This window comes from Melioribacteraceae bacterium (genome assembly GCA_030584085.1).
Taxonomy (GTDB): Bacteria; Bacteroidota; Ignavibacteria; order Ignavibacteriales; family Melioribacteraceae; genus SURF-28.
Window position 1 is genome coordinate 1,153,192 of sequence record CP129490.1, and the last position, 25,591, is coordinate 1,178,782.

Sequence of the window (25,591 nt, forward strand, 5' to 3'; positions counted from 1 at the left end):
ATCCCATAAATTTTACACGTCGGGCACCGGTTAACGTTTTAGTACCCAACCCCGTCAGGTCCGGAAGGAAGCAGCGGTAAGTATTTAACTCGTGTAATCGGAAAGCCCGGCATCTTATTTACCCTCAGGTAAAAATAACTTTAGTTTACCGGCTCCAATTCTTACTCTACCCTCAAATTCAATTGCGGCTAATGTACCAGGTGCAAACGGAAAACCGAATGACATCGGAGATGTTAATTCTGCAACCAAATCCGATACATCGGGCATGTGTCCGACTATCATTATATCTTTATATTCTAAGGATGATAAAGTCGCAATAAAATTTGAAGATATAAATCCTGGTTGCAATTCATTATCTTCAAGCAACTTTTCTTTTACATTAAACCCTTTATGAATGACTTGAGCGGTTTGATATGCTCTTTTGTATGGCGATGTAAAAATGATATCAATTTTTGGAATATATGATTTCCATTGCGGGATCATCTTAATTAATTTTTGTCTCCCTTCATCTGTTAAAGCTCGTTGTGAATCCGGAGAAGTATTATCTGCATAACCGTGACGGACTACATATAAATTCATTATTCACCGTAATCAATAAAGAAAATTGATATGTGTTGGAAATAACTTGTTAAGTTTCTATTAAACGATTTACCTTCCGGCGATGCAAGCAATTTATCCATTTCATATTTTGAACTGAATTCAATTTCGCACACTCTATTGTACGGATCATCATTTAGCTTTGCGCCGTCAATAGTTCCGAGGAGTATTTTTCTGTCTAATGCTTTTTCGAGATGGATTAAAACATTATCTCGTAAAGAATTTAAAATTTCCTCGTTAGCTGTTTCCTTTATCATTAATAAAATCTTATACATAATTTAACCTTTCCGATCATTTTAACATTTTGCTATTTCTAAAAACAATTTTATTTTAGCCGTAATTCAATTTCAAGCGCAAGAATATATATTGAAAAAAACTTCTTTCATACTTTTTTTAATCGTCTCGCTTTCCTTTCTAAATGCGCAAGAGATAGAAGTTCCAAAGTTTTCCCTCACAAAAATATCATTCCCGATACAAATAAAAAATTTACCGGATTCTGCACATTCGAAACTCATCGTTCTTGATTCGGATAAAAAAGTAATTGAAGAGTTTTCAGTTACCGCTTCGGAACATGTTTATAAGCTCACTTTGCAAAATGCTGGCACTTATGAAGTTATTGTTTCCAATGATGAAGTGATTTCGAAAAAAGTAAGAGTGATTCCGGGTTGGTTAAGTATTATCCCACCTTTGTTAGCAATTCTATTGGCATTAATTCTCAGACAGGTTTTAGTTTCATTGGCAGCGGGAATATTCGTTGGAGCAATTGTTATATATGATTATAATCCTTTAACTGCATTACTGAGATTTACGGATACAATAATTATCAATTCGCTTATTGATCCTGATCATATGTTCATAATCGTCTTTACTTTGTTGATTGGAGGTGTGGTCGGGGTTATTTCTAAAAATGGCGGAACTGCTGGTCTTGCTAATTTAATTACAAGATATGCTAAAAGTTCTAAATCCGGATTAATCTCAAGTTGGTTGATGGGAATGGTTGTTTTCTTTGACGATTATGCAAATTCATTGATCATCGGTAACATGATGCGCCCGATTACGGATAAACTTAAAATATCCAGAGAAAAATTAGCTTATATCGTTGACTCAACTGCAGCTCCGATTGCAAGCATTGTCTTAATCAGTACTTGGATTGGTTATGAATTAGGATTAATAAACGATGGATTAAAAAGTATCGGTTCCGATGCAAATGCGTACGATGTATTTCTTCAAACAATTCCCTATAGATTTTATCCAATTGCAGCAATCTTTTTTGTATTTCTAACTTCAGTTATGCGTCGAGATTTTGGTCCAATGTACAAAGCAGAAAAACGTTCTGCATTAACTGGGGCTTTGACGGAGAAAGATGCAAAAATTGACGGACTTAAGGAATCGGATGAAGTATTTTATTCCGGTGATAAAGCAAGATGGTTCAATGGTGTGATTCCAATTTTTATTATACTTTTAGGAACAATCGGCGGGATGGTTTATACCGGAATGCTTGCACTGCAAGAAATTGGAACCAATGATTATTCGGTTCAAAATATTATAAGTAATGCGGATTCTTATTCTTCACTTTTATGGGCAAGTTTTGCTGCTAGCATTGTTGCAATAATTATGAGTTCATGGCAGAAGATTCTAAAACTGAATGATGCAATGACAGCATGGCATGGCGGAGTTCAGACTATGCTTCTTGCTGCAATAATCCTAGTCTTTGCATGGGGAATAAGTGATATAACAAATCAATTAAAAACTGCTGATTATCTAATCTCAATTTTAAGCGATACAATTGATCCTAGATTCCTACCGGTATTAGTATTCTTAGTATGTGCGCTGATTAGTTTTTCAACCGGTACTAGCTGGGGAACGATGGCGATTGTTATGCCAATTGTAATTCCACTTGCTGCAAAAATGGTTGAAGTAAGTCATCTTCCAAATTCTGAGACCGTGTTAATTATTAATGGTGTTGTAAGTTCTGTTTTAGCGGGTTCGGTTTTTGGAGATCATTGTTCACCAATTGCAGATACAACAATCTTAAGCTCTATGGCTTCACATTGTAATCATATCGATCATGTTAAAACACAATTACCTTACGCAATTCTTGTCGGTATTGTTTGTATGGTACTTGGTGATATTCCGACTGCGTTTGGATTAAGTCCATATATATCACTTGTTTTAATTTTTGGTGTGCTTATTGGTGTATTGTTTTTATTTGGTAAGCGAGTACCGGAAGCAAAACTTACTGAGTAGTTTTTTTATCATAAAATTCCTTCACCGCTTCCGCTTTTGATTTTCCAATTGTATTGGCAAGTTCCGCAGTGGTTGCATTCTTGATACTATCAATGCTATCGAAATGAATAAGAAGTTTTTCTGCAACTTTAATTCCGATTCCGGGAATTTCGGTAAGTTCTGTTTGCAGTGTTCTTTGGTCTCTTCTTTTTCTATGAAAAGTAATTGCAAACCGATGGGCCTCATCTCTTACGTGTTGAATCAATTTCAAACTTGAGGAAGTTTTAGGAATACTTTGTGATTCGGAAATGCCCGGGAAGAAAACCTCTTCCAATCTTTTTGCGAGTCCGACTATTTGTTGATCTTTAATTCCTAATTGATTTAGAATTTCTACTGCCGAACTTAATTGTCCTTTACCGCCGTCAACAATTATTAAATCTGGTAATGGTTCTTTTTCTTCGAGCACTCTTTTGTATCTTCTTGAAATAACTTCTTGCATACTTGCAAAATCATCCGGACCTTGGACTTCTCTAATTATAAATTTTCTGTATAAACTTTTCTTGGGTTTCCCATCGACGAATACTACCATGCTGGCGACGGTGTCTGTTCCTTGGAGATTCGAGATGTCAAAACATTCAATCTTACGAGGAAGAGTTTTTAATCTTAGATCGCGCTGCAAAGCGGATAGAACATAAGGAACATTTCCTTCTTTTTTCATTCTCTGCAATTGAATTTCTTTCAATTGCAAAACTGCGTTTTGCGTACACATGTGTAAAAGTGATTTAGCTTCGCTCTTCCTTTGCGGTACTACAAAACTTACTTTATGCTGAGCTTTTTCGGTCAACCAATTAATTAAAGCTTCTTTATCATTTGGCTCACTTTCCAAAATAATTTCTTTCGGGATATCTACGTACTCATTGTAGTAAAATTTAATTACCGCATTATAAATCTCAGGTAAATCATCGCTTTTTTCGGATGAAAAATTAAGCTGACGTTTTCCGACTAATCTTCCGTTTCTGATATTTAATATTGTCGAAGCAACATCCTTTCCTTCAATTGCGGCACTTATTATATCTTTGTCTTCGGCATTTGGAAGAACAATTTTCTGTTTAGATGAATAAACTTCTAGTTGATCAATTTTATCTCTTACTAAAGCTGCTTTTTCAAATTCAAGGTCAGCTGAAGCCGTTTCCATTTCTGTTTTTAATTCGTTGATTAGTTCGGTTGTTTTACCTCTAAGTAGTTTTACTACTTGGTCAACCATTACATTATAATCTTTTTCAGAGATTAATCCTTCACAAGGTCCGTCACATTTTTTTATGTGGTAGTCTAAGCATACTTTTATTTTTTTCTGACGTATAACCTCATCATCAATCCAATATTTGCAGCTTCTTATTTTGAAAAGCTTGTTGATCATTCTTAATGAAGCTTTCATACTTTTCACATCGGTGTATGGACCAAAGTATTGTGAACCGTCTCTTATAATTGTTCTTGTTGAATAAATTTGTGGATAAGGTTCATTTGTGATTCTTATATAAGGGAAAGTTTTATCGTCTTTTAGATTAACATTATAGCGAGGTTTGTATTGCTTAATTAGATTGTTTTCTAGAATTAAAGCTTCCATTTCACTAGAAGTTATTATTAACTCAAGATCGGTAACTTTGTTAACCATTATCTGAGTTTTTGGCGAATCTACCGAACTGTGAAAATATGAACGTACTCTATTTCGTAAATTTTTTGCTTTGCCGATGTATATAATTTTCCCTTTATCATTCTTGAATTGATAAACACCCGGTTCGGTAGGGAGATTACTGAGTTTATTTTCTAATTGAGAATTCATAATTACTATAAACGATAAACTAAAAATTGTTCCTTTAAAATAAAAAAGGCTGACAAAAGTCAGCCTAAAAATAATTAATCCCTTTCACTTAGGTAAATGAATAATTTTTGGGAATAACCACAATACCGGTTTCCGTGACAGTAAATCGTTTTTTATCTTGATCAGGATCAAATCCTATTTCAAATCCTTCCGGAACATGAACATTTTTATCGATTATTGCTCTTCTGATTCTGGCATGTCTTCCAATATTTACATTATCCATTATTATTGAATCAGTGACATAGGAATAACTATTCACTCTAACATTCGGACCTAGAATTGATCTTTCTACAAGTCCGCCGGAGATAATTGTTCCATCAGTAACCAAAGAATTAAATGCACGTCCAACTCTTTCACCTTCGTGAGAAAGTGTTTTTGCCGGTGGCAGTTGAACTTGTCTTGTTCTCAATGGCCAATGGGCATCATACAAATTGAAATGCGGACTAACATTTATCAAATCCATTGCTGCCGCATAATAACTATCTAATGTACCTACATCCACCCAATACGGATCATCTTTTCTGTTTTCATCAATGAAGCGATATGAATACACATCAAAATTATTTTTTATCATATAAGGAATAACATGTTTGCCGAAATCATTACTCTCAATTTTTTCATCGTGCATTTTGCGAAGAACATCCTTTAACACTTTTGCGTTAAAAATATATATTCCCATATTAACAAAAGAATAACCGGCTCTATCTGGACTTTCCGGTGGATTCTTTGGTTTTTCAACAAATGATTTTACTTTATAATTTTTATCGATTTCTAAAATCCCAAACCGGGAAGCTTGATCTTTAGGCGTATAAATACTAGCGATTGAAAGTGCTGCTTTTTTTTCATTATGATATTGCAGCATTTTCATGTAGTCCATTTTGTAAATATGATCACCGGAAAGAAGTAAAACCCAATTATAATCTTGTTCTCTTATCAAATTGAGATTTTGTAAAATTGCATTTGAGGTACCAGTATACCAATTGTTACTAATCTTCTGCTGAGGTGGAATAGAAAATATAAATTCACCAAGTTCATAATTGAAAATATTCCAGGCCTCATAGATGTGCTGATTTAGTGAATCCGACTTGTACTGAGTGAGGAGATAAATTTTACGTAAACCTGAATTCAAACAATTAGAAAGTGCAAAATCAATTATTCGATACTTGCCGCCAAATGGAACCGATGGTTTTGTCCGATGAAGTGTGAGGGGAACTAATCTTTCGCCTTGACCACCGGCGAGGATCATTGTCAATGTTGATCTTAATAAACTTGAACCGGTAAATGACATATCGATGTCTCTTCTTTTTTATTGTTGAATATATAGAATTCGTATTTATTTGGCAAAGAAACAAATTGTTAAATTATTGGCATGGTTTATAAGCACTTTATCACCAAATAAAATTCCATATTATTTTGAGATAATCATTAAATTAATAATTGAATAAATATCGATTAAGATTGAATAAAACTTACTTTTTTATTTCCGATATACACTTGGGTCTTCAATCTCCGGAGGTTGAAAAACAAAAGGAGAGTAGATTAGTCGATTTTCTAAAGTTTGCTGAGGAAAATTGCGATGAACTTATAATTCTTGGTGATCTGTTTGATTATTGGTTTGAATATAGACGGGTGATACAAAAGGGATTTTTCAAAACATTGGCGGCGTTGGAAAATCTTTCTCAAAAGGGAATTGCAATTCATTATATAATTGGGAACCATGATTTTCTTCATAGAGATTTTTTTGAAAAAGAAATTGGCGCAACTCTTTACTTTGATCCGGTTGAACTGACTCTAAATAATAAAAGATTTTATCTAGGACATGGCGACGGATTAATCAGAAATGATACCGGTTATAAAATTTTAAAGAAACTTTTACGCAATAAGGTTTTACAATTCCTATTCTCTTTAATTCATCCTGATCTTGGAATTAAATTGGCAAGTTCAACAAGTAAGAAATCTCGTGATTACACAGCAACAAAGGATTATGGAGAAAGCGATAGCTTGTTTGAAGTTGCAAAAGAAAAATTAGATGATAACTACGATTATGTAATGTTCGGTCATTCGCACCGTAAAAGATTTGAAAAATATAACAACGGATTTTATGTAAACTTGGGTACTTGGTTAAGAGAACCTTGTTACGGTAAATTTCATAACGATAATTTTGAGATAATTGATTGGTAATTTTATGTTGAAATCAAAAAAGAAAAACAGTTCTAAACCTAATCGGAAAAAAATTATCCTCTCAATTGCCAGTGGATTTTTTGTAATATTCCTAATAGCAGCTTTCATATTCTTTGATTATGTAGTCTCCGGACTTCCTTCGCTCGAACAATTAGAAAATCCTAAACCACAATTAGCCAGTAATGTTTACAGCGCTGATGGTGAATTGATCGGTCAATACTTCAGACAAAATAGGATTGAAGTCAGCATAAAAGATATACCACAAGATTTTATAAATGCACTTGTTGCTACAGAAGATAGAAAGTTTTTCGATCACTGGGGTGTTGATCTTGAAAGATTGTTTAAGGCAATGGTTAAGACAATATTTCTTGGCAGAAGAGAAGGTGCTTCAACAATAACACAACAGTTAACAAAAAATTTATACAGTTTTTGGAGCGGTACAGAATCAGATTTTGATGTAATAGTTCGGAAGGTCAGAGAGTGGATAACTTCTGTTCAGATTGAAAGCAATTATACAAAGGATGAAATACTGGAAATGTATTTCAACATTTCGTATTTCGGTAGGGGAGCATACGGAGTTGAAATGGCTTCGCGTACATACTTTGGTAAAGGCATGAATGAACTTACATTAAGTGAAATGTCAGTCTTGGTTGCAATGTTGAAATCTCCGGTTTTGTATGATCCGGTAAAACGATATAATAATTCAATACAACGCCGAAATCTGGTTCTTTACAATATGGTTCAAATGGACTTGCTTGATGAAACAAAGTATCAACAACTAAAAGAAGAACCGATTGTAATAACAAATTATGAAACCGCAGAAGGATTTAAAAGTAACTTAGCACCACACTTCGTAGAACATGTAAGAAGACAATTATCCAGAATGGCTGATACTTATGGATTTGATTTGTATGAAGATGGATTAACTATTTATACAACCCTTGATTCCGAAATGCAAAAGATTGCGGTAAAAGCCGCACAAACTCATTTAGTTGAATACCAAAAATTATTTGATCAAAGATGGAATTGGGGAAGAGGAAAAAATAGAGCAACTATTAATGATCTGCTTGGTAAAGCAATTAGAAACCGGACTGATTATATAAATGCTCAAACCCAAGAAGAGAAAAATGAAATTTTTCAAAACCTGATTAAAAATGTCGCATTTGTTGATTCAGTTCAAAAAGTCTGGCAAACAATTGAAGTTGGCTTTGTTGCAATGGATGTAGCAAGCGGTGAAATAAAAGCAATGGTTGGGGGACGTGATCAAGATTTCAAATATGGATTAAATCATATTACTCAAATCAAACGACAACCCGGTTCTGCTTTCAAACCGATTATTTACACGGTTGCATTGGATAATGGTCTATACCCGGCTTACCCGATCCTAAATCAACCTTTTGATTATGAAGGGTGGGAACCGCAAAATTTTGATAAAAGTACATCGGGATTTGTTACTCTTCGTGAAGCCCTCAGAAAATCCTTAAATATTGTTTCCGGAAGATTAATAATTGAAGACCACGTAAAACTGTGGCAAGTAGGCAGATATGCCGACAGAATGGGGATCAAAAGTAAATTGGATTTATATCCTGCTATTTCACTCGGTGCTTCTGAAGTCACTCCACTAGAGCTTACTGCAGCATTTGCAACAATAGCCAATCATGGAATTTATAATGAACCGATATCTATTTTGAGAATAGAAGATAAAGATGGTATTCTTATTGATAACTTTTCATCAGAAGCAAGAGAAGCAATTCCTGAGGAAACTGCATATATAATGACAGATATGATGAAAACTGTAATGGATGCCGGAACCGGTGCTGCTGTTAGAACACGATACGGATTTAATAGACCCGCCGGTGGAAAAACCGGTACAACTCAAGAATTTGCCGATGCATGGTTTGTCGGTTTTACTGCTCAATTAGCAGCCGGAGTTTGGGTAGGATTTGATGACAGACGAGTTACGTTTACCGGAAATTACGGGCAAGGTTCGCAAGCCGCTCTTCCTATCTGGGGTTTATTTATGAAGGAAGTATATGACAAATTTGATTTTCCTGTAGTTGATTTTGAACCGCCTGCCGGTGGAAACGTAACAACTATTAATTTTTGTGCTGAATCAATTTACGAACTCGGTGATCCGAGAATTTATTCATCTGATTGTAATTCCGGAATTTATACTGATATCATTAAGTTGAAAGATATTCCCCCAATGTTTAATGCTCAGCGTGATACTGCGATTAAAATATTCGATAAATATTTAGCACCGGATAGTAATGCACACGAAGCAGTTGAAATAGAGTAGTAGAATAAATCGTAAGATTGTATTTTGATTTGTACAATTTTGCCCGGATGGCGGAATTGGTAGACGCGCTAGGTTCAGGGTCTAGTTGGTATTAACCAGTGCAGGTTCGAGTCCTGTTCCGGGCACTCTTTCAAAGTGATTCTTAATATGACATCTCACGAAAGTGATTCAAAAGTTTATAACATCTCTCAAAGACTTTCATCCGAGCATTATGAAAATTTCCCCGTAGCATCATTCCTATTTCCAAAGGATTTAAGAAAAGCTGTATCACTTATTTATACATTTGCTAGAACTGCCGACGATATTGCTGACGAAGGAGATTATGCTAGTGAGGAGAGATTAATTTCGCTTAATAAATATCGCGAAGCTTTTCTTGATGCTCATAAAGGAAATTATCAAAACACATTTTGGAAATTGCTTCACAAAACAATAATTAGTAGAAATCTAAATCCAATTCATTTTACAAAATTGTTAGATGCATTTGAACAAGATCTTTTTAAAAAAGAATACAATTCTTTTGATGAAGTATTAGCTTATTGCGAAAACTCGGCAAATCCGGTTGGAAGAATTATTCTTGAACTTTATGAAATTCGCGATGAACATGTAAATATATTATCCGACAAAATTTGTACTGCGCTCCAGTTGACTAACTTTTGGCAGGATGTAAAAATAGATCTTAAAAAAAATAGAGTTTATATTCCGCTCGAAGATTTTGAAAAATTCAATATCGATAAATCTTTGTTATTCTCAGAACAATCCACTAAAGAATTACGTCAAATAGTTAAATTTGAGGCAGATAGAACAATTAAACTTTTTGTAGAAGGGTCGGAAATACTAAGATATCTTCCGTTCAGATTGAAATTCCAAATTAAGTGGACTATAAATGGCGGAATGAAAATCCTTCATAAAATCAAAAAAAATAATTACGATGTTCTGAATTTTAGACCAACTCTCAAAAAAATCGATTATATTATTGCACTATTTCAACCGGTTAAGAAAAATGTTAAATGATTCGAAAAAAATATCAAAGGAAAGCAAGAGCAGTTTCTACTATGCATTTAGCTTATTGCCTGCTGAGAAGCGTGATGCAATGAACGATATTTATGCATTTTGCAGATATACCGATGACATCGTTGATAATCAAAATTTACCGGATGAAGTTAAATTTGAAAACCTGCGTAAATGGAGACTTGAACTTGAGAAAGCATTAAAGTTTAATTCACAATTTCCGTTGTTAAATAAAGTTTCAAAAAGTATACAAACATTCAACATTCCTTTGGAACCGTTCTTTGATCTTATTCGCGGGATGGAAATGGATCTGCAGTATAAACGGTATTTTAGTTTTAACGATTTACAAACTTACTGTTACCGGGTAGCATCAACCGTCGGGTTAATGTGTATTGAAATTTTTGGTTATAAGAATCCATGCGTAAAAAATTATGCTGTCAATCTTGGTATGGCGTTACAGCTAACAAATATTTTACGCGATGTTAAGATTGATGCAGAATGTGGAAGAATATATTTACCGAAAGAAGATATGGATCGTTTCAATTATTCAGAAAAAGAATTAATGGACAACGTATATAATGACAATTTTGTTTTATTGATGAGATACGAAGCAGCTAAAGCAAGAAAGTATTTTGAAGAAGCGAACAAGAATTTGCGTTTTGAAGATAAGCCTTCTCTATTTGCAGCAAGAGCAATGCAGCATATTTATTTTAGACTTTTAACTAAGCTGGAAGCGGAAAATTTTAATGTTTTTGAAAAGAAAATAAAAGTATCCAAATTTGATAAAGTAGCTTTAGCTTTAGGTGTGTGGGTCAAATATAAATTAGTTTATTGATGGCTAAGATCATTGTTGTTGGCGGTGGTTTCGCCGGACTTTCCGCATCTGTTTTTCTCTCCGATAAAGGACACAATGTAAAATTAATTGAAGCATCTCCAAAATTAGGCGGCAGAGCCTATTCGTTTGATTATAACATCTATGATACTACTGTCGATAACGGTCAGCATATAATGATGGGATGTTATCTCTTTACTTTAGAGTTCTTGGAATTAATAAAATCAACAGATAAAATAGAGATTCAATCCTACCTTAACATCGATTTTGTAGCTAGGGATAAAAAAAAATATCAACTGAGTACCGAAGGAGTTACTTATCCTTTCAATATTCTTTCGGCGTTAAAAAATTATGATGCTTTAACGAACTTGGAAAAATTTCAAGTTGTAAAACTGTTTTTAAAAATTGCAGTATGTAATCCTCTGCATTACAATAATATTTCTACCAAAGAGTTTTTAGCTATGCATCATCAATCGCAAAACTCAATCGATACATTGTGGGATATAATTCATGTCGGAACAATGAATTGTAAACTTAACGAATCATCGGCGGAAATCTTTCTGCGTATTTTAAAAGAAATATTTTTTACCGTAGATGAATCAACAAGAATTGTTTTACCCAAGACCGGATTAAGCGAAATTTACATTGATCAGTCTGCCAAATTTTTAACCGAAAGAAATTCATCGATCTCACTTTCCGAAAAATTAATCAGTATTAATTTTGATAATGATTCATCTATTGCCAGATCAATACTTACAAATCAAAATGCTTATAATGATTTTGATTATTTATTTATCGCAATTCCACCACATCAGTTAGAGAAGATTCTGAAAGAGAGTAATATAAAATTTGAATTACCTTTTTATGAATATTCATCCATTCTTAATGTCCATTTGTGGCTTGATCAAAATCCGTTCAGACAAAGTTTTTACGGATTGATAAACTCAAAAATACATTGGCTCTTTAATCATGGAAAGCATATAACCTTAACTACAAGTTCCGCAGATGAGTTGATTGAATTAAACGATGAAGAGATTATCGATATTATTAAAAAAGAATTAACTAAATATTTTTCTGAATTTCAGACAGTACGAATAATTGATAAGTTGATAATAAAAGAGAAGCGTGCAACATTTAAACCGACTATTGATAATTGTAATCAAAGAAAAAAAATTCCCCATAATATAGGTAATATCCATTTCGTTGGTGACTGGACAAACACCGGTTTTCCTGCAACAATTGAAGGAGCAGTCAAAAGTTCAGCAATTTCAGTAGATATTTTATCTGAAAATCTTAAATAAATCTGAAAAAAAGAGATTTTGATCTTGATTGTTTGTAAATTTTCTTAATACTTTAAAACACCAAGAAAAATATTTTATTAGATGAGATCCGGAAGGAGGATTGAATGTCGCAAATTAAAGAAAAACTAATTCAAAAAATTGAGGAATGGCGCCCGCGTACTACAAAGTTGTTGAAAGAGTATGGTGATGTTAAGATTGGTGAAGTCACAATCGCTCAAGCTATTGGAGGTATGCGCGGAGTTAAAAGTTTAGTTACTGACATTTCCTATCTTGATCCTATGGAGGGAATTCGATTTAGAGGTTACACAATTCCTGAAGTTTTAGCGGCACTTCCTAAACCTCAAGGTTGTGAAATGCCTTATGTTGAAGGACATATCTATTTATTGTTAACCGGCGAAATTCCTACCGAAGAAGAAATTGCTGATTTCACGGTTGACTTCAACAAAAGAAAAGGTGCACCGCAATATGTGTTTGATATAATTAATGCAATGCCTAAAGATACTCATCCGATGACGATGTTTTCTGCTGCAGTTCTTGCTATGCAGCGTGAATCAATATTTGCGAAAAAGTATCACGAAGGAATGCATAAGAATGATTATTGGGACCCAACATATGAGGACTCAATGAACCTTCTTGCTAAACTTCCGCAAATTGCCGCATATATTTATCGATACAAATATAAAAATGGTGATATTATTCCCGTTGATTTAAGTTTAGACTTGGGCGGAAACTTTGCTCATATGATGGGCGTTGATAAACCTTACGATGACATATCAAGATTATATTTTATTCTGCATAGTGATCATGAAAGCGGAAATGTAAGCGCTCATACCGGTCATTTAGTGTCTAGTGCATTATCCGATGTGTATTATTCAATCTCTGCAATGACAAACGGTTTAGCCGGCCCATTGCATGGTTTAGCAAATCAAGAAGTTTTAATTTGGTTGCAAGATGTGATGAAAAAAGTTGGAAGTGATAATCCAACAAAGGAACAAATCAAACAGTTTGTTTGGGACACGTTAAAGTCGGGACAAGTTATTCCCGGATACGGACATGCTGTCCTAAGAAAAACTGATCCAAGATATACAGCACAAAGAGATTTCTGTCTAAAATATTTACCGGACGATCCAATATTTAAATATGTTAGTTTATTATATGAAGTTGTTCCGGATATTCTAGTTGAACAAGGAAAAGCAAAAAATCCTTGGCCTAATGTTGATGCTCAATCCGGTGTAATTCAATGGCATTACGGTGTAAGGGAATATGATTTCTATACTGTTATGTTCTCTGTTGGTAGAGCAATTGGTGTTACCGCAAATATTATCTGGGCACGCGCTCTCGGTTATCCAATTGAAAGACCAAAATCATTAACAACTAAAATGTTGGAAGACGCTGCGGGTATTAAATAGTATTATTTAGTATTTACAATTAAAGCTGACTAAATATTAGTCAGCTTTATTATTATTATTATCTTTCATAACCTTATAATTTTGATTTTTCCCAAAACTATCCTTAACCGTTTAATCCGATGGCTATTATGAGCTAAACTTCCTACTTAAGGTAAAGTCAATCTAAAAATATATAATATTCTTGGTCAGTAAGTTACAGAATTGGTTAACTAAACTATGAAGCCAGACAAACATAAAGTAACCTGGATTGAAGTAATTTACACAAGGGGTATGTCTGTTAAGTAATTTCTGAAAGTGTTACTGGGGGGAGAAATGTTGTTCGGAAGAAAATGATGGTGGTTAAGCAACTTCATAAAACAATAAACCAAGTTTCTTTAAGAAACTTGGTTTATTGTTATCTCAATACTTCAAAACACCTTCATTCATCTCTAAGGAAAACCCTTGTTGCTTAACCCAAGTAAAATTATCTAGTTTATTTTTCTGTCTTTTCCCTAACCATAAACCATTATTATCTAAAAATAATCTGTAAAAATCCTCGCCGTCTTTGTAATACCAAATTGAACTGTCGATTCTCATTTCCCAAATATTGCCGTTTTTCCATTTGATATTCATCTTTATATTAGGCTGCATTTTTACCTCACATTAATTATTCAATTTCAATTAACTTACAAAGAAAATTATTATTTTACCCATCGCAAAAATAAAAGTAAGTAAAGAAGGGTATGAATAAAATTCAAAAAGAAAACAAGACTATAAAAGACAAAGTTGTTGATAATGTTATAAGCATATTAAAAACAGCTGCAATTTTGTTAATAATTATTTCGGCGGTTGTGGAGGCTTCACGCGTTCCAACCGGATCAATGGAAGATACAATACTTGCCGGTGATTTTTTGTTGATCAATAAATATTTATACGGTCCGGCAACACCGAGATATATACCGCTAACCGGAATTGAACTACCATATTTTAGATTTCCCTCATTTCGCGAACCGAAAAGGAATGATATTATTGTATTTAAGTGGCCCGGTAATCGAGATGAAATACAATCCGAAGTTCTTACACATTATGTTAAAAGATGTGTTGCACAACCCGGTGATACATTGGAGATTATCGATAAGGTAATTTTTATTAATGGTGAAGAATTCCCGATTCCTAATCATGTAAATTATGATAAAACGTTGCTTCCCAAAGGAGTTTCCGATCCATACATATTTCCGCGGGGAAGTGGTTGGAATAGCGATAATTATGGTCCGATTGTGATACCCAAAAAGGGAGATGTAATTCCCATAACGCGACAGAATATAGAGCAATGGGAGACTTTTATCAATCGTGAGCACGGTAAAGATGTTGTAAAATTCGTTAATAATGATATCTATATAAATGATCAAAAAACGAACGAGTATATTGTCCAAGATGATTATTATTTCACGATAGGAGATAACCGCGACAATAGTTTGGATAGCAGATATTGGGGATTTGTATCGCGAGAAAGTATTACCGGTACTCCTATAATTATATATTGGAGTTGGGATTCAGCAATCCCATTTAGTAAATTTTTTGATTTACTCGGCTCGGTGCGTCTCGAAAGAGTTGCTAAATTGATCAATTAAGCATCTCCAATATTAATTTTTAAAAAAGTTTATTTATTTGATGGGATTGTCTTAGACAAATCCCATTTTTTTTATATCTTTAATCCCCAAATGATTTTACTCACATCACCCCAACACCTATGAAACTAAATAAGAAAGTTAAGTACATTTTTATTACAGGTGGTGTTGTTTCATCACTTGGGAAAGGTATTACCGCCGCATCACTCGGATTGCTTCTAAAACAACGTGGATATAGCGTTACTATTCAAAAATTTGATCCTTACATCAATGTTGATCCCGGAACTATGAGTCCGTTTCAGCATGGTGAAGTCTATGTAACAGATGATGGTGCTGAAACAGATTTAGATCTTGGTCACTATGAACGATTTCTCGACGTCAGCATGTCAAGAGATAACAATACAACAACCGGACAGGTTTATCATCATGTTATTACTAAAGAAAGACGCGGTGATTATCTCGGCGCAACCGTTCAAGTTATTCCTCATATAACCGATGAAATCAAATCGAGAATTACAAATCTCGGTAAAAGCGGAAAGTATGATATTGTAATTACTGAAATTGGCGGGACTGTTGGTGACATAGAAAGTCTACCGTTCATTGAAGCAGTCAGACAAATAATGTTAGAATTCGGAAGAAAGAATGCAATAAGTATTCATGTAACACTCGTACCGTATATTGCTTCTGCCGGTGAAATGAAAACAAAACCAACTCAACACAGTGTTAAAAATTTACTCGAGTACGGAATTCAACCCAATATACTTGTCTGTAGATCAGAGAAAAAGCTTTCAAAAGAAATTAGAAACAAAATTGCACTCTTCTGCAATGTTGATGATGATGCTGTAATTTCAGCGCATGATTGCAGTACAATCTACGAAGTTCCGCTTGTACTGTTCGAACAAAATTTAGATAGAATTGTATTGAAGAGATTAAAGCTACCCGACATCAATATTGATCTCGAAGGCTGGACTGAATTCGTCTCGAAAGTAAAAAATCCAACCGGTGAAGTAAAAATTGCTATCTGTGGAAAATATACAGACTACTTAGATTCTTATAAAAGTATTAACGAAGCATTCATACATGCCGGTGCTGAAAATGATGTTAAAGTGAAACTAAAATTTATTGAGTCCGAAAGTCTTGAAGACGAAGCAAACCTCAGCAGCCTTAACGGCATTAACGGAATATTAATCCCGGGTGGATTCGGTGAACGAGGTATTGAAGGTAAAATAAAAGCGATAAAATTTGCACGTGAAAATAAAATCCCATTTTTCGGAATTTGTCTAGGTTTACAATGTGCGGTTATTGAATTTGCTCGTAATGTTTGTGGAATTAAAAACGCAAACAGTGCGGAATTTGTTAAAAACAGATCTAGTGTAATTCATCTCATGCCCGAACAAATTAAAGTGAAGATAAAAGGTGCATCAATGAGATTAGGTGCATTCCCATGCATACTTCAGAAAGGCACTAAAGCAAGACAAGCATACAAGAAAGAAAAAATTTCTGAAAGGCATCGACATAGGTTTGAAGTTAATAATAAGTACCGTGATACTCTTGAAAATAACGGGATGGTAATAAGCGGTGTATCTCCGGAAAATGATTTGGTTGAAATGATTGAACTAAATGATCATCCTTGGTTTGTCGGATGCCAATTTCATCCCGAACTAAAATCGAGAGCGACGAAAGCTCACCCATTATTTAGAGAATTTGTTGCTGCCGCAATTGAATGTAAAAAAGGTAAAGAATAAAACTAAGCAAACTGATATATAATAATCTGAAAGTAACTGTAAATCATTTATTTTTAGATATTTAGCTACATTCCTAATTGATTCTTTTTTTCAATTTAGATAACTTTTCTAATTAATTTTTATTTCTTATGCTAAAACTCGCCATATTTGTTTCAGGCAGAGGTTCAAACCTAAAATCTATCGTTAGAAGCATAGAGGAAGGCGAACTAAAATCTGAAATTTTAGCAGTTGTTAGTAATAAGAGTGATTGTCCGGCATTAGTTTATTCAAAAGAGAAATCTTTTCAAACATTTGTTGTTTCATCCGTTCAAAAAGAAGATATAATCTCATATGATGAGCTTGCAGTTCAATTTCGTAAACTTGATATAGATTTAATTGTTCTCGCGGGATTCTTAAAAAAAATTCCGGATCATTTTGTTGAACAATATGAAAATAGAATTATTAATATTCATCCAGCATTACTTCCTTCATTCGGAGGCAAAGGAATGTATGGATTGAATGTTCATCAAGCAGTATATAATTCTTCCGCTCAAGTTAGCGGCGCAACTGTTCATTTTGTAAATAAAATTTATGACGATGGAAAAATTATAGCACAGAAATGTGTTGATATTTCAAAAGTAACATCAGCAGAAGAAATAGCGGAACGTGTTCTTAAAATTGAACATGAACTTTTACCCGAAGTGATAAAACAGTTTTCTGAGGGTAGAGTAAAAATAATAAATCAACGTGTTGTTATTGAATAGGTGAAAAAATTTGAAGAAGCTTGCCCTTTTAAGTGTATCAGACAAATCAAACATTACAACTCTTGCAGCGCGGTTATCAAAATTAGGTTACGACATTATTGCTACTGGTAATACAGCAAAAGTAATCCAAGACGAAGGTATTAAAGTTACAAAGATAGAATCGTTTGCTTCATTCCCCGAAGTTTTTGGCGGGCGTGTTAAAACATTACAACCAAAAGTTTTCGGCGGAATTTTAATGAGAAGAAATAATGATTCCGATATAAAAGAAGCTGAAGAGAATGGCGTTCTACCAATCGATATTGTGTGTGTAAATCTTTATCCTTTCCCCAAAGTTGTTAATAGAACTGATATAGACACTCAAACAAAAATAGAAAATATTGATATTGGCGGACCAAGTTTAATACGTGCCGCAACAAAAAATCATAAATTTGTTTCGGTGCTGACTAGTCCGGATCAGTACGAAGATTTTTTAAATGAAATCGAATCAGGTGAAATTTCATTAGGAACTCGACAGAAACTAGCTTACGAAGCATTTGCTCATACATCATATTATGATACATTGATTGCAAATTTTTTTGAATCGGAATTCAATCAACCTCGCAAAGATTTGCGAATTAATGTCCCGTTGAAAAGTGAATTAAGATACGGTGAAAACCCACATCAAAAAGCATTTGTTTACGGTAATTTCGAAGACTATTTCGAAATACTTCACGGTAAAGAGCTTTCATTTAATAATATTGTCGATCTCACTGCAGCTTCGGAGTTAGTAAATGATTTTGATGAAACCGCATGTTCAATCATTAAACATACAAATCCCTGCGGAGCTGCTTTAGCCGATTCAGTTTATCAAGCATACGAATATGCATTGTCCTGCGACCCGGTATCCGCATTCGGGGGTGTTGTTGCATTTAACAGAAAAATCGATATGCAGACTGCAGTGAAATTGAATGAGATATTTTTAGAAATAATTGTAGCACCGGATTATGAAGATGATGCTTTAGAAATTTTAAAGAAAAAGAAAAACCGAAGATTATTAAAATCGATTAAAGAGTTAGACAGAAAATCTTATCAAGTTAGATCATTACCGGGTGGTTACTTAGCACAAGAACAAGATTTTTCTCATTTAACTAAAGAAAATCTGAAAGTTGTTACAAAAAAATCTTATACTGAATATGAGCTTCGCAACCTTAAGTTTGCTTGGGTGGTTTGCAAGCATACAAAATCAAATGCGATAGTTTATGCGAAAGATTTAAAGGCTATTGGAGTTGGTGCGGGACAAATGTCCAGAATTGATTCGGCAAAAATTGCAGCTTCTAAAGCAAAGGAATTTGGTCACGATTTAAAAGATTCAGTTGCCGCTTCAGATGCATTTTTTCCGTTTCCGGATGGGGTTGAATTAATAGCTGAACAGGGCGCTACTGCTATTATTCAACCTGGTGGCTCGGTACGTGATGAAGAAGTAATCAACAAAGCTGATGAAAAAAATATTACAATGCTATTCACAGGAATTAGAAACTTTAAACACTAAGAGGAAACATGGGTTTATTTGACTTCTTCTCGACAGATATTGCTATTGATTTAGGTACAGCCAATACTTTGATATACATTAAAGGAAAAGGAATTGTATTAAACGAACCTTCTATTGTTGCCTTTGATAGAAACACAAAAAGAATTATAGCACTTGGTAATGAAGCCAAGGAGATGCAAGGAAGAGAACATCGAGAAATCCGTGTGTCCAGACCGATGCGTGATGGTGTTATTGCCGATTTCGAAATTGCCGAAGGTATGATTCGTGCATTTATTAAAAAAGTTAGTTCGAGTGGATTTTCTAGCAGAAGAATTATTGTTGCAGTTCCAAGCGGCGTAACAGAAGTTGAAAAAAGAGCTGTACGCGATAGTGCTGAACATGCAGGGGCTAAGGAAGTTCATTTAATTGCCGAACCTATGGCTGCTGCGATAGGAATTGGAATTGATGTTGAAGCTCCCGTCGGGAATATGATCATCGATATTGGCGGTGGTACAACAGAGATTGCTGTTATAGCACTTTCGGGAATCGTAAATGAAGAATCCATCAGAATCGCCGGTGATGAAATGAACAACGCAATCATGCAATTCTTCAAAAAGAATTATAATTTATTAATTGGCGAAAGAACAGCAGAAGCTATTAAATGTGAAGTGGGATCCGCAGTTCCTTTAAAAGAAGAAGTTACAATTCAAGTTAAAGGTAGAGATTTAGTTGGTGGAATTCCCAAAACTGCAGAAGTTAGTTCGGTAGAAATTAGAGAAGCACTTAATGAAAATGTTGCACAAATAGTCGAAGCAGTAAAACAAAATTTAGAAAGAACACCTCCGGAATTATCCGCAGATATTCTTGATAGGGGAGTGATGCTAACCGGCGGCGGTGCATTGCTAAAAGGACTTGATGAAAGAATTCGTATGGAAACAAATTTACCTGTTCACGTATCTGAAGATCCGCTAACCGCGGTTGTTAGAGGTGCAGGCAAATCTATTGATAATATGAATAAATATTCAAAAGTTTTTATTCGTAAACGAAGCTACTAATGCAAAAATTATTTAGAAATTTAGTTGAACACTTCAGAGAATATATCACGCTTGTTGTACTTATTTTAATCAGTCTATTTTTACTCTCAATAAATAACAAACCCGGTGTTGAGCGTTTTAGAGCAATCTCATTCGGTACTTTCGCTTACATTACGTCTGCTGTTCATTCAGCGTTAAACATATTTTCGGATGATGATGAAATTACGAAATTAAAATTAGCTAACGCGGATTTGATGTTGGAAGTGAATAGACTTCGTAACTATGCACTGCAAAATTCCCATCTTCGTAAAATGCTTGAGTTGAAAGATACAACTGCTTATTCACTAATTGCTGCAGATGTTATCTCCAGATTTTCATCAAAAGTTGAAGGTAATTTTATCATAAATGTTGGGTTAAAGAACGGTGTTAAAGTTGGAATGCCAGTTATTAATGAATTAGGTTTAGTAGGACTTGTTATTAGTTCCGCTTCAGATTTTTCATCGGTTCGTACTTTGGAAAATATTAATTTGAACGTAGCTGTGACTAACCAAAGAAGCAAAATTAGTGGAATATTAAGTTGGAACGGACAAAAACATGTAATTAAAAATATTCCGACAACATTTGATATGGATGTTGGTGATCGAATTGAAACTTCCGAATTTAGTACAATACTTCCCCCGTCAATTCCTGTAGGCATCATTGCCGAAAAGGAATCTGAAGTCTCAGGTTTGTTGAGCAACATTTTTATTCAACCATTTGCCAATTCCAAAACTGTAAAAAATGTTTTTGTAATTAAGTTTATTCAAGAAACTCAAATTGATTCGCTTGAGATAAACCTTTTAAAGAATTTAAAATGAAGCGTGATTACATATTACTCTTGATAATTTTTATCCCTACAATAATTTTACAATTAGCGGTAGTTCCATTAGTTTCATTTGGAGCTTTTTCGCCGGATTTGTTAATTCTACTCTTAGTTTATTTTACTTTATTAAAAGGGCAGTTATTCGGAACAATTGCCGGTGCAATAGTCGGATTAATATTTGATTTGGTTTCCGGAAATGTGCTTGGAATTACGATGTTTTCTAAGACTATTGCGGGATTTGTCGCCGGTTATTTTTATAATGAAAATAAAATTGAATCAAATACGTCGTCGATTTCATTCGCAATTATAGTTTTTATTAGTGCGTTTGTTGATTCATTTTTTTATGGACTTTTCATTGATAACCAATCACTAGGGTTTTTATACATAATATTTGAACAAAGCCTATTCCCGGCTATTTATAATACAATTTTGGCATTGCTTCTTATTATTGTTTTACCAAAGCGCAGTTCATTATGAACGATAATTTATTCGGGTCCATAGTACGAAGAAGGATTTTAAGCATAATTATTATTGCCTTTACTGCATTAACAGTTTTTCAGTTGTTTAAGATGCAGTTACTCGATAATTATTCTTATCAAGAGAAATCACTAGAAAATAGTGTGAAGAAAGTAAGTATACCTGCACCACGAGGTGTTTTTTATGATAGAAATTTTAATGTAATTGTAAGTAATAAACCTGCATTCACAATTTCTATTCTGCCATCGGAGTATAATACTCAACAGAATAAATTAGTAGAGAATATTATGAATGTTCAAGAAGGATATGTCTCAAATCTTCTTGATATCAATAGAAAATATTCTCCATTTGTTCCGCTTAAAATAAAACGCAATACTGATTTTTCTTTTATCGCTTGGCTTCAAGAAAATCAAGAACTGTTAGAAGGAATTGATTATGAAGTGGAATTACAACGCGATTATACTTTCGGGATTACAGGCTCACATATTTTTGGATACACAAAAGAAATTTCAGCATCACAGTACAAGATTAAAAAATCAATTTACGATATGGGCGATTATGTCGGCTTCAGTGGAATTGAAAAAACATATGAAGATTTATTACGAGGTACCAAAGGTTATTCACTTAATTTAGTTGATTCCCGTCAACGAACAATTGGCAGATACTTAGAAGGACTTGAAGATAAACCAGCTGTTAAGGGAAATGATTTAGTTCTTGGAATCGATGCTGAAACTCAGCTAATCGCAGAAAAATTATTTGAAAATAAAATGGGTGCACTTGTAGCAATCGAACCGAAGACAGGAGAGATTATTGCCTTCGTCAGTTCACCCCAATATGATTTGTCAAAATTTGCTTCAGTTACATCAGGTTTTTTCTGGGATTCATTAAGTACACATCCATCCAAACCAATATTCAATAGAGCTACTCAATCAATCTACCCTCCCGGTTCTACATTTAAAATGCTAGCGGCGATTGCTGCATTGGATGATGGAATTATTAACGAAAGGACAAGTATCAATTGCCCTGGTGGGCTTCAGTTTGGTGATAGATTCTTTAAATGTTTGCATGTTCACGGCAATATAAGCGTTGTTGAAGCAATACAGAAATCATGTAACACATTTTTTTATCAGCTTATTCTTAAAATTGGTTTAGAACGTTGGGCGAAATATGCAAGAGAATTCGGTTTCGGGAAAAAGACGGGTATTGATATCCCTGAAGAAATATCGGGAATATTGCCAGATTCAGCCTACTACAACAGAGTTTACGGAAGAGGAAAATGGACTAGAGGATTCTTGGTGAGTTTAGGTATTGGTCAAGGTGAATTAAGTGCAACTCCGTTACAACTTGCAAAGTATACAGCGTTGATTGCAAATGATGGTAAATCTGTTGAACCGCATTTCGCAAGAGGTTACATCGATAATAAAACTTCAGAGTTTGTTAAACTTCCTTTCAAAGAAATTATTTTGGATATAGACCAGCATGTGTTTGATCTAATTCAGGAAGGGATGTATAAAGTTGTCAATGTACCCGGCGGTACAGCGTCAATTGCTAAAATACCTGGTATTGATGTTTCTGGCAAAACCGGAACAGCACAGAATCCGCATGGTGATAATCATGCTTTATTTGTTGGATATGCTCCATCAGAAGACCCAAAAATTGCAGTTGCAGTTGTTGTAGAAAATATTGGATTCGGTAGTACACACGCAGCTCCAATAGCTCGAGAAGTCATGAGAACATATCTGCAAAAAGATATTGATCAAAATGAAAAGTTGAATCCAATTGCAAAGAAAGTTAATTAGATGAAAATAGGTGCAAAATTACACGACAAAGTTGATCTTGGTATTTTACTACCAAGTATTCTGTTGGCAATATTTGGTTTGCTCGCAATTTATTCATCAACATATAATCATCCTACCGCTTCGGGCAATTTTGACAAGCAATTTTTTTGGCTGTTAATTTCATTTGGAGTTATGGTTGTCATTTATTTTCTTCCCCCGCATTTTATTAAGATGATTACAATTCCGCTTTACTCATTTTCTATTTTAACACTTTTATTAGTACTGGTAATGGGTAAGACTGTGTACGGTTCTCAAAGCTGGCTTGGAATTGGTAATTTGGGAGGACAACCATCGGAATTTGCTAAAATTGCGCTTATACTTTTTTTAGCTTACTGGATTTCGAGAAAAACTACTGAAATTAATTCAATCAGAGATTTAGCAGTTACTCTTACGGCTGGATTTTTGCCTATAATGTTAATCTTAATGCAACCTGATATGGGGACAGCAATAGTATTTGGTTTATTAACATTGTTTATGATCTTCTGGGGAGGAATTAGTCTATTCGGTTTATTCGTAGTGCTTTCGCCGGGGATAGTAACGTTTGCATCTTTGTTTGGGACATTATCATTAGTAATTACTCTGATAGTAATCTTAGCTATCTTAATTATTTTCAAAAAAGATCTTTTTGTAAGTGCTACGGTTTTTGTTGTTAATATTGCCGCCGGTTTTTTCTTTGATTATCTTTATAATATTTTACAACCTCATCAGCAGAAAAGAATAGAAACTTTCTTAGATCCAAATTCTGATCCTCTCGGAGCAGGTTATAACGCTTTACAAGCTAAGGTAGCGATTGGTTCAGGTGGTTTAGCCGGTAAAGGTTTTATGGAAGGCAATCAAACTCAACTACGTTTTATTCCTGAACAATGGACTGATTTTATTTATTGTGTTGTGGGTGAAGAATTTGGTTTTATTGGCAGTTTGATTGTCATCTCTCTTTTCTTGATAATCTTTTTCCGGTTATTCAAACTCTCAGCAACAACAAGCGATCACTTTTCTAATATGGTTGTTATGGGAATTTTAATTTTACTATTTATTCACTTTGCGATAAATATCGGGATGAATGTTGGCATTACTCCGGTTATCGGATTGCCATTGCCATTCTTGAGTTATGGCGGAAGTTCATTACTGGTAAATATGTCACTGATTGCAATAGCATTAAATATTCATAAAAACAGAAAAAGATACGACTAAAGATGAAATCAATTGAAAAGCTCAATAATAAGTTTAATAGAAATCTACACATTTGTGTCGGTTTAGATACCGATATAAATAAAATTCCAAAACATTTACTTAACTATGATGACCCGGTTTATGAATTCAATAAACAAGTAATTGAATCGACCAAAAAAGATTGCGCTGCTTACAAATTAAATCTGGCATTCTATGAAAAAGATGGGATAAATGGTTTAAGGACATTAGAAAAAACACTGTCAGAAATTCCGTCGGATGTTATAACAATTGGCGATGCAAAGCGTGGTGATATCGGAAATACAAGTAAGATGTATGCAGAATCATTATTTCATCATTTTGGGTTTGATGCATCTACATTACATCCGTATATGGGAAAAGATTCTGTCGATCCATTTCTTGATTATGAATCTAAATTGAATTTTATTTTAGTACTTACCTCCAATCAGAGTAATAAGGATTTTGAAAAACTAAAATTACAAAACGGTAAATTTGTTTATCAAGAAGTACTGAGCAAAGTAAATGATTGGAATAATAAAAATAATTGCGGAATTGTCTTTGGCGCTACAAATCCCCAAGAATTAAAAGATAATATCTCTTCATTTAATAACCTTCCGATTCTCTTACCCGGTGTCGGTTCTCAGGGTGGAAGTCTCGAAGAAGTTGTAGAAATATTTGAGTCAGCCGATAATAAAAACTATTTGATTAATGTCAGTCGTGCTCTAATTTACTGTGATTCAACAGAAAGCTTCCCGGAAAAAATTCATTACACACTTGAAGAATACAATTCGATCATCCAAAGAATAAAAAATAAATTAGTGTCATAGGTTTAGAATCTATAATTAATTTATTAAATTA

General features: G+C 34.0%; 22 protein-coding genes, 1 tRNA gene and 1 other RNA gene. 19 read left to right on the forward strand and 5 right to left on the reverse strand.

Going from position 1 to position 25,591, the window contains the following annotated elements; all coding sequences use genetic code 11:
- The first annotated feature begins 17 nt into the window (after positions 1-17).
- Positions 18-115: signal recognition particle sRNA small type (gene ffs, locus QY331_05300), an RNA gene on the forward strand.
- Here ffs and sixA read toward each other — a convergent pair.
- Together sixA and QY331_05310 are read right to left on the reverse strand one after the other, a co-directional pair.
- The gene (gene sixA / locus QY331_05305; GenBank protein ID WKZ70671.1) at positions 115-579 is read right to left on the reverse strand and encodes a phosphohistidine phosphatase SixA; all 465 of its coding nucleotides are present in this window, start codon (positions 577-579) and stop codon (positions 115-117) included. The genes ffs and sixA overlap by 1 nt on opposite strands.
- Entirely contained in the window at positions 579-872 is a 294-nt protein-coding gene (locus tag QY331_05310) for a hypothetical protein (protein ID WKZ70672.1), read from the reverse strand. The genes sixA and QY331_05310 overlap by 1 nt, the downstream gene beginning before the upstream one ends.
- A 91-nt stretch (positions 873-963) precedes the next feature.
- On the opposite strand from QY331_05310, the gene QY331_05315 reads away from it, so the two are divergent.
- Positions 964-2,844, forward strand: coding sequence for a Na+/H+ antiporter NhaC family protein (locus QY331_05315; GenBank protein ID WKZ70673.1), 1,881 nt, complete (start codon positions 964-966; stop codon positions 2,842-2,844).
- Here QY331_05315 and uvrC read toward each other — a convergent pair.
- Positions 2,834-4,663 (reverse strand): excinuclease ABC subunit UvrC, encoded by a 1,830-nt coding sequence (gene uvrC / locus QY331_05320; GenBank protein ID WKZ70674.1) that lies wholly within the window; start codon positions 4,661-4,663, stop codon positions 2,834-2,836. The genes QY331_05315 and uvrC overlap by 11 nt on opposite strands.
- Positions 4,664-4,751: 88 nt before the next feature.
- Positions 4,752-5,990: a glucose-1-phosphate adenylyltransferase gene (glgC, locus tag QY331_05325; GenBank protein WKZ70675.1), complete on the reverse strand. Its 1,239-nt coding sequence runs from the start codon at positions 5,988-5,990 to the stop codon at positions 4,752-4,754.
- Between the two features lie 170 nt (positions 5,991-6,160).
- Here glgC and QY331_05330 point away from each other — a divergent pair, with 170 nt between their 5' ends.
- The 7 genes from QY331_05330 (at position 6,161) to QY331_05360 (ending at position 13,732) form a co-directional block, all read left to right on the forward strand.
- A complete protein-coding gene (locus tag QY331_05330) occupies positions 6,161-6,883 on the forward strand; it encodes a UDP-2,3-diacylglucosamine diphosphatase (GenBank protein WKZ70676.1) in 723 nt (240 codons plus the stop codon).
- Between the two features lie 4 nt (positions 6,884-6,887).
- Complete coding sequence (locus QY331_05335) at positions 6,888-9,182, forward strand: PBP1A family penicillin-binding protein (GenBank protein WKZ70677.1); 2,295 nt, start codon at positions 6,888-6,890, stop codon at positions 9,180-9,182.
- A gap of 41 nt (positions 9,183-9,223) precedes the next feature.
- A tRNA-Leu gene (locus tag QY331_05340) sits at positions 9,224-9,307 on the forward strand.
- 22 nt (positions 9,308-9,329) lie between these two features.
- Positions 9,330-10,193 (forward strand): squalene synthase HpnC, encoded by an 864-nt coding sequence (gene hpnC / locus QY331_05345; GenBank protein ID WKZ70678.1) that lies wholly within the window; start codon positions 9,330-9,332, stop codon positions 10,191-10,193.
- Positions 10,183-11,025 (forward strand): presqualene diphosphate synthase HpnD, encoded by an 843-nt coding sequence (gene hpnD / locus QY331_05350; protein WKZ70679.1) that lies wholly within the window; start codon positions 10,183-10,185, stop codon positions 11,023-11,025. Before hpnC ends, hpnD begins: the two co-directional genes overlap by 11 nt.
- A complete protein-coding gene (gene hpnE, locus QY331_05355) occupies positions 11,025-12,323 on the forward strand; it encodes a hydroxysqualene dehydroxylase HpnE (GenBank protein ID WKZ70680.1) in 1,299 nt (432 codons plus the stop codon). The genes hpnD and hpnE overlap by 1 nt, the downstream gene beginning before the upstream one ends.
- A 104-nt stretch (positions 12,324-12,427) precedes the next feature.
- Complete coding sequence (locus QY331_05360) at positions 12,428-13,732, forward strand: citrate (Si)-synthase (GenBank protein ID WKZ70681.1); 1,305 nt, start codon at positions 12,428-12,430, stop codon at positions 13,730-13,732.
- A gap of 399 nt (positions 13,733-14,131) precedes the next feature.
- On the opposite strand, the gene QY331_05365 is transcribed toward QY331_05360, so the two are convergent.
- Positions 14,132-14,362, reverse strand: a complete 231-nt coding sequence (locus QY331_05365; protein ID WKZ70682.1) for a hypothetical protein — start codon at positions 14,360-14,362, stop codon at positions 14,132-14,134.
- A 92-nt stretch (positions 14,363-14,454) separates the two neighbouring features.
- Between QY331_05365 and lepB the strand changes: the two genes are divergently transcribed.
- The 10 genes from lepB (at position 14,455) to pyrF (ending at position 25,560) form a co-directional block, all read left to right on the forward strand.
- The gene (lepB, locus tag QY331_05370; protein WKZ70683.1) at positions 14,455-15,342 is read left to right on the forward strand and encodes a signal peptidase I; all 888 of its coding nucleotides are present in this window, start codon (positions 14,455-14,457) and stop codon (positions 15,340-15,342) included.
- A 119-nt stretch (positions 15,343-15,461) separates the two neighbouring features.
- On the forward strand, positions 15,462-17,084 hold the full coding sequence (locus QY331_05375) for a CTP synthase (GenBank protein WKZ70684.1): 1,623 nt from the start codon (positions 15,462-15,464) through the stop codon (positions 17,082-17,084).
- A gap of 128 nt (positions 17,085-17,212) precedes the next feature.
- Positions 17,213-17,827, forward strand: coding sequence for a phosphoribosylglycinamide formyltransferase (gene purN, locus QY331_05380; GenBank protein ID WKZ70685.1), 615 nt, complete (start codon positions 17,213-17,215; stop codon positions 17,825-17,827).
- 10 nt (positions 17,828-17,837) lie between these two features.
- Complete coding sequence (gene purH, locus QY331_05385; GenBank protein ID WKZ70686.1) at positions 17,838-19,355, forward strand: bifunctional phosphoribosylaminoimidazolecarboxamide formyltransferase/IMP cyclohydrolase; 1,518 nt, start codon at positions 17,838-17,840, stop codon at positions 19,353-19,355.
- Between the two features lie 8 nt (positions 19,356-19,363).
- Positions 19,364-20,389: a rod shape-determining protein gene (locus tag QY331_05390; GenBank protein ID WKZ70687.1), complete on the forward strand. Its 1,026-nt coding sequence runs from the start codon at positions 19,364-19,366 to the stop codon at positions 20,387-20,389.
- Complete coding sequence (mreC, locus tag QY331_05395; protein ID WKZ70688.1) at positions 20,389-21,225, forward strand: rod shape-determining protein MreC; 837 nt, start codon at positions 20,389-20,391, stop codon at positions 21,223-21,225. The genes QY331_05390 and mreC overlap by 1 nt, the downstream gene beginning before the upstream one ends.
- Positions 21,222-21,707, forward strand: a complete 486-nt coding sequence (mreD, locus tag QY331_05400; protein WKZ70689.1) for a rod shape-determining protein MreD — start codon at positions 21,222-21,224, stop codon at positions 21,705-21,707. Before mreC ends, mreD begins: the two co-directional genes overlap by 4 nt.
- Entirely contained in the window at positions 21,704-23,506 is a 1,803-nt protein-coding gene (gene mrdA, locus QY331_05405; GenBank protein WKZ70690.1) for a penicillin-binding protein 2, read from the forward strand. The genes mreD and mrdA overlap by 4 nt, the downstream gene beginning before the upstream one ends.
- Positions 23,507-24,736 (forward strand): rod shape-determining protein RodA, encoded by a 1,230-nt coding sequence (gene rodA / locus QY331_05410; protein WKZ70691.1) that lies wholly within the window; start codon positions 23,507-23,509, stop codon positions 24,734-24,736. It begins immediately after the preceding gene.
- A gap of 2 nt (positions 24,737-24,738) precedes the next feature.
- Positions 24,739-25,560, forward strand: coding sequence for an orotidine-5'-phosphate decarboxylase (gene pyrF, locus QY331_05415; protein WKZ70692.1), 822 nt, complete (start codon positions 24,739-24,741; stop codon positions 25,558-25,560).
- The last annotated feature ends 31 nt before the right edge of the window (positions 25,561-25,591 follow it).

What these genes read in the sequence shown, in the direction of transcription:
- sixA (WKZ70671.1), bottom strand. Translation starts at nt 579, where the DNA reads ATGAATTTATATGTAGTCCGTCACGGTTATGCAGATAATACTTCTCCG.
- QY331_05310 (WKZ70672.1), bottom strand. Translation starts at nt 872, where the DNA reads ATGTATAAGATTTTATTAATGATAAAGGAAACAGCTAACGAGGAAATT.
- uvrC (WKZ70674.1), bottom strand. Translation starts at nt 4,663, where the DNA reads ATGAATTCTCAATTAGAAAATAAACTCAGTAATCTCCCTACCGAACCG.
- glgC (WKZ70675.1), bottom strand. Translation starts at nt 5,990, where the DNA reads ATGTCATTTACCGGTTCAAGTTTATTAAGATCAACATTGACAATGATC.
- QY331_05335 (WKZ70677.1), top strand. Translation starts at nt 6,888, where the DNA reads ATGTTGAAATCAAAAAAGAAAAACAGTTCTAAACCTAATCGGAAAAAA.
- hpnC (WKZ70678.1), top strand. Translation starts at nt 9,330, where the DNA reads ATGACATCTCACGAAAGTGATTCAAAAGTTTATAACATCTCTCAAAGA.
- hpnD (WKZ70679.1), top strand. Translation starts at nt 10,183, where the DNA reads ATGTTAAATGATTCGAAAAAAATATCAAAGGAAAGCAAGAGCAGTTTC.
- hpnE (WKZ70680.1), top strand. Translation starts at nt 11,025, where the DNA reads ATGGCTAAGATCATTGTTGTTGGCGGTGGTTTCGCCGGACTTTCCGCA.
- QY331_05360 (WKZ70681.1), top strand. Translation starts at nt 12,428, where the DNA reads ATGTCGCAAATTAAAGAAAAACTAATTCAAAAAATTGAGGAATGGCGC.
- QY331_05365 (WKZ70682.1), bottom strand. Translation starts at nt 14,362, where the DNA reads ATGCAGCCTAATATAAAGATGAATATCAAATGGAAAAACGGCAATATT.
- lepB (WKZ70683.1), top strand. Translation starts at nt 14,455, where the DNA reads ATGAATAAAATTCAAAAAGAAAACAAGACTATAAAAGACAAAGTTGTT.
- QY331_05375 (WKZ70684.1), top strand. Translation starts at nt 15,462, where the DNA reads ATGAAACTAAATAAGAAAGTTAAGTACATTTTTATTACAGGTGGTGTT.
- purN (WKZ70685.1), top strand. Translation starts at nt 17,213, where the DNA reads ATGCTAAAACTCGCCATATTTGTTTCAGGCAGAGGTTCAAACCTAAAA.
- QY331_05390 (WKZ70687.1), top strand. Translation starts at nt 19,364, where the DNA reads ATGGGTTTATTTGACTTCTTCTCGACAGATATTGCTATTGATTTAGGT.
- mreC (WKZ70688.1), top strand. Translation starts at nt 20,389, where the DNA reads ATGCAAAAATTATTTAGAAATTTAGTTGAACACTTCAGAGAATATATC.
- mreD (WKZ70689.1), top strand. Translation starts at nt 21,222, where the DNA reads ATGAAGCGTGATTACATATTACTCTTGATAATTTTTATCCCTACAATA.
- mrdA (WKZ70690.1), top strand. Translation starts at nt 21,704, where the DNA reads ATGAACGATAATTTATTCGGGTCCATAGTACGAAGAAGGATTTTAAGC.
- rodA (WKZ70691.1), top strand. Translation starts at nt 23,507, where the DNA reads ATGAAAATAGGTGCAAAATTACACGACAAAGTTGATCTTGGTATTTTA.
- pyrF (WKZ70692.1), top strand. Translation starts at nt 24,739, where the DNA reads ATGAAATCAATTGAAAAGCTCAATAATAAGTTTAATAGAAATCTACAC.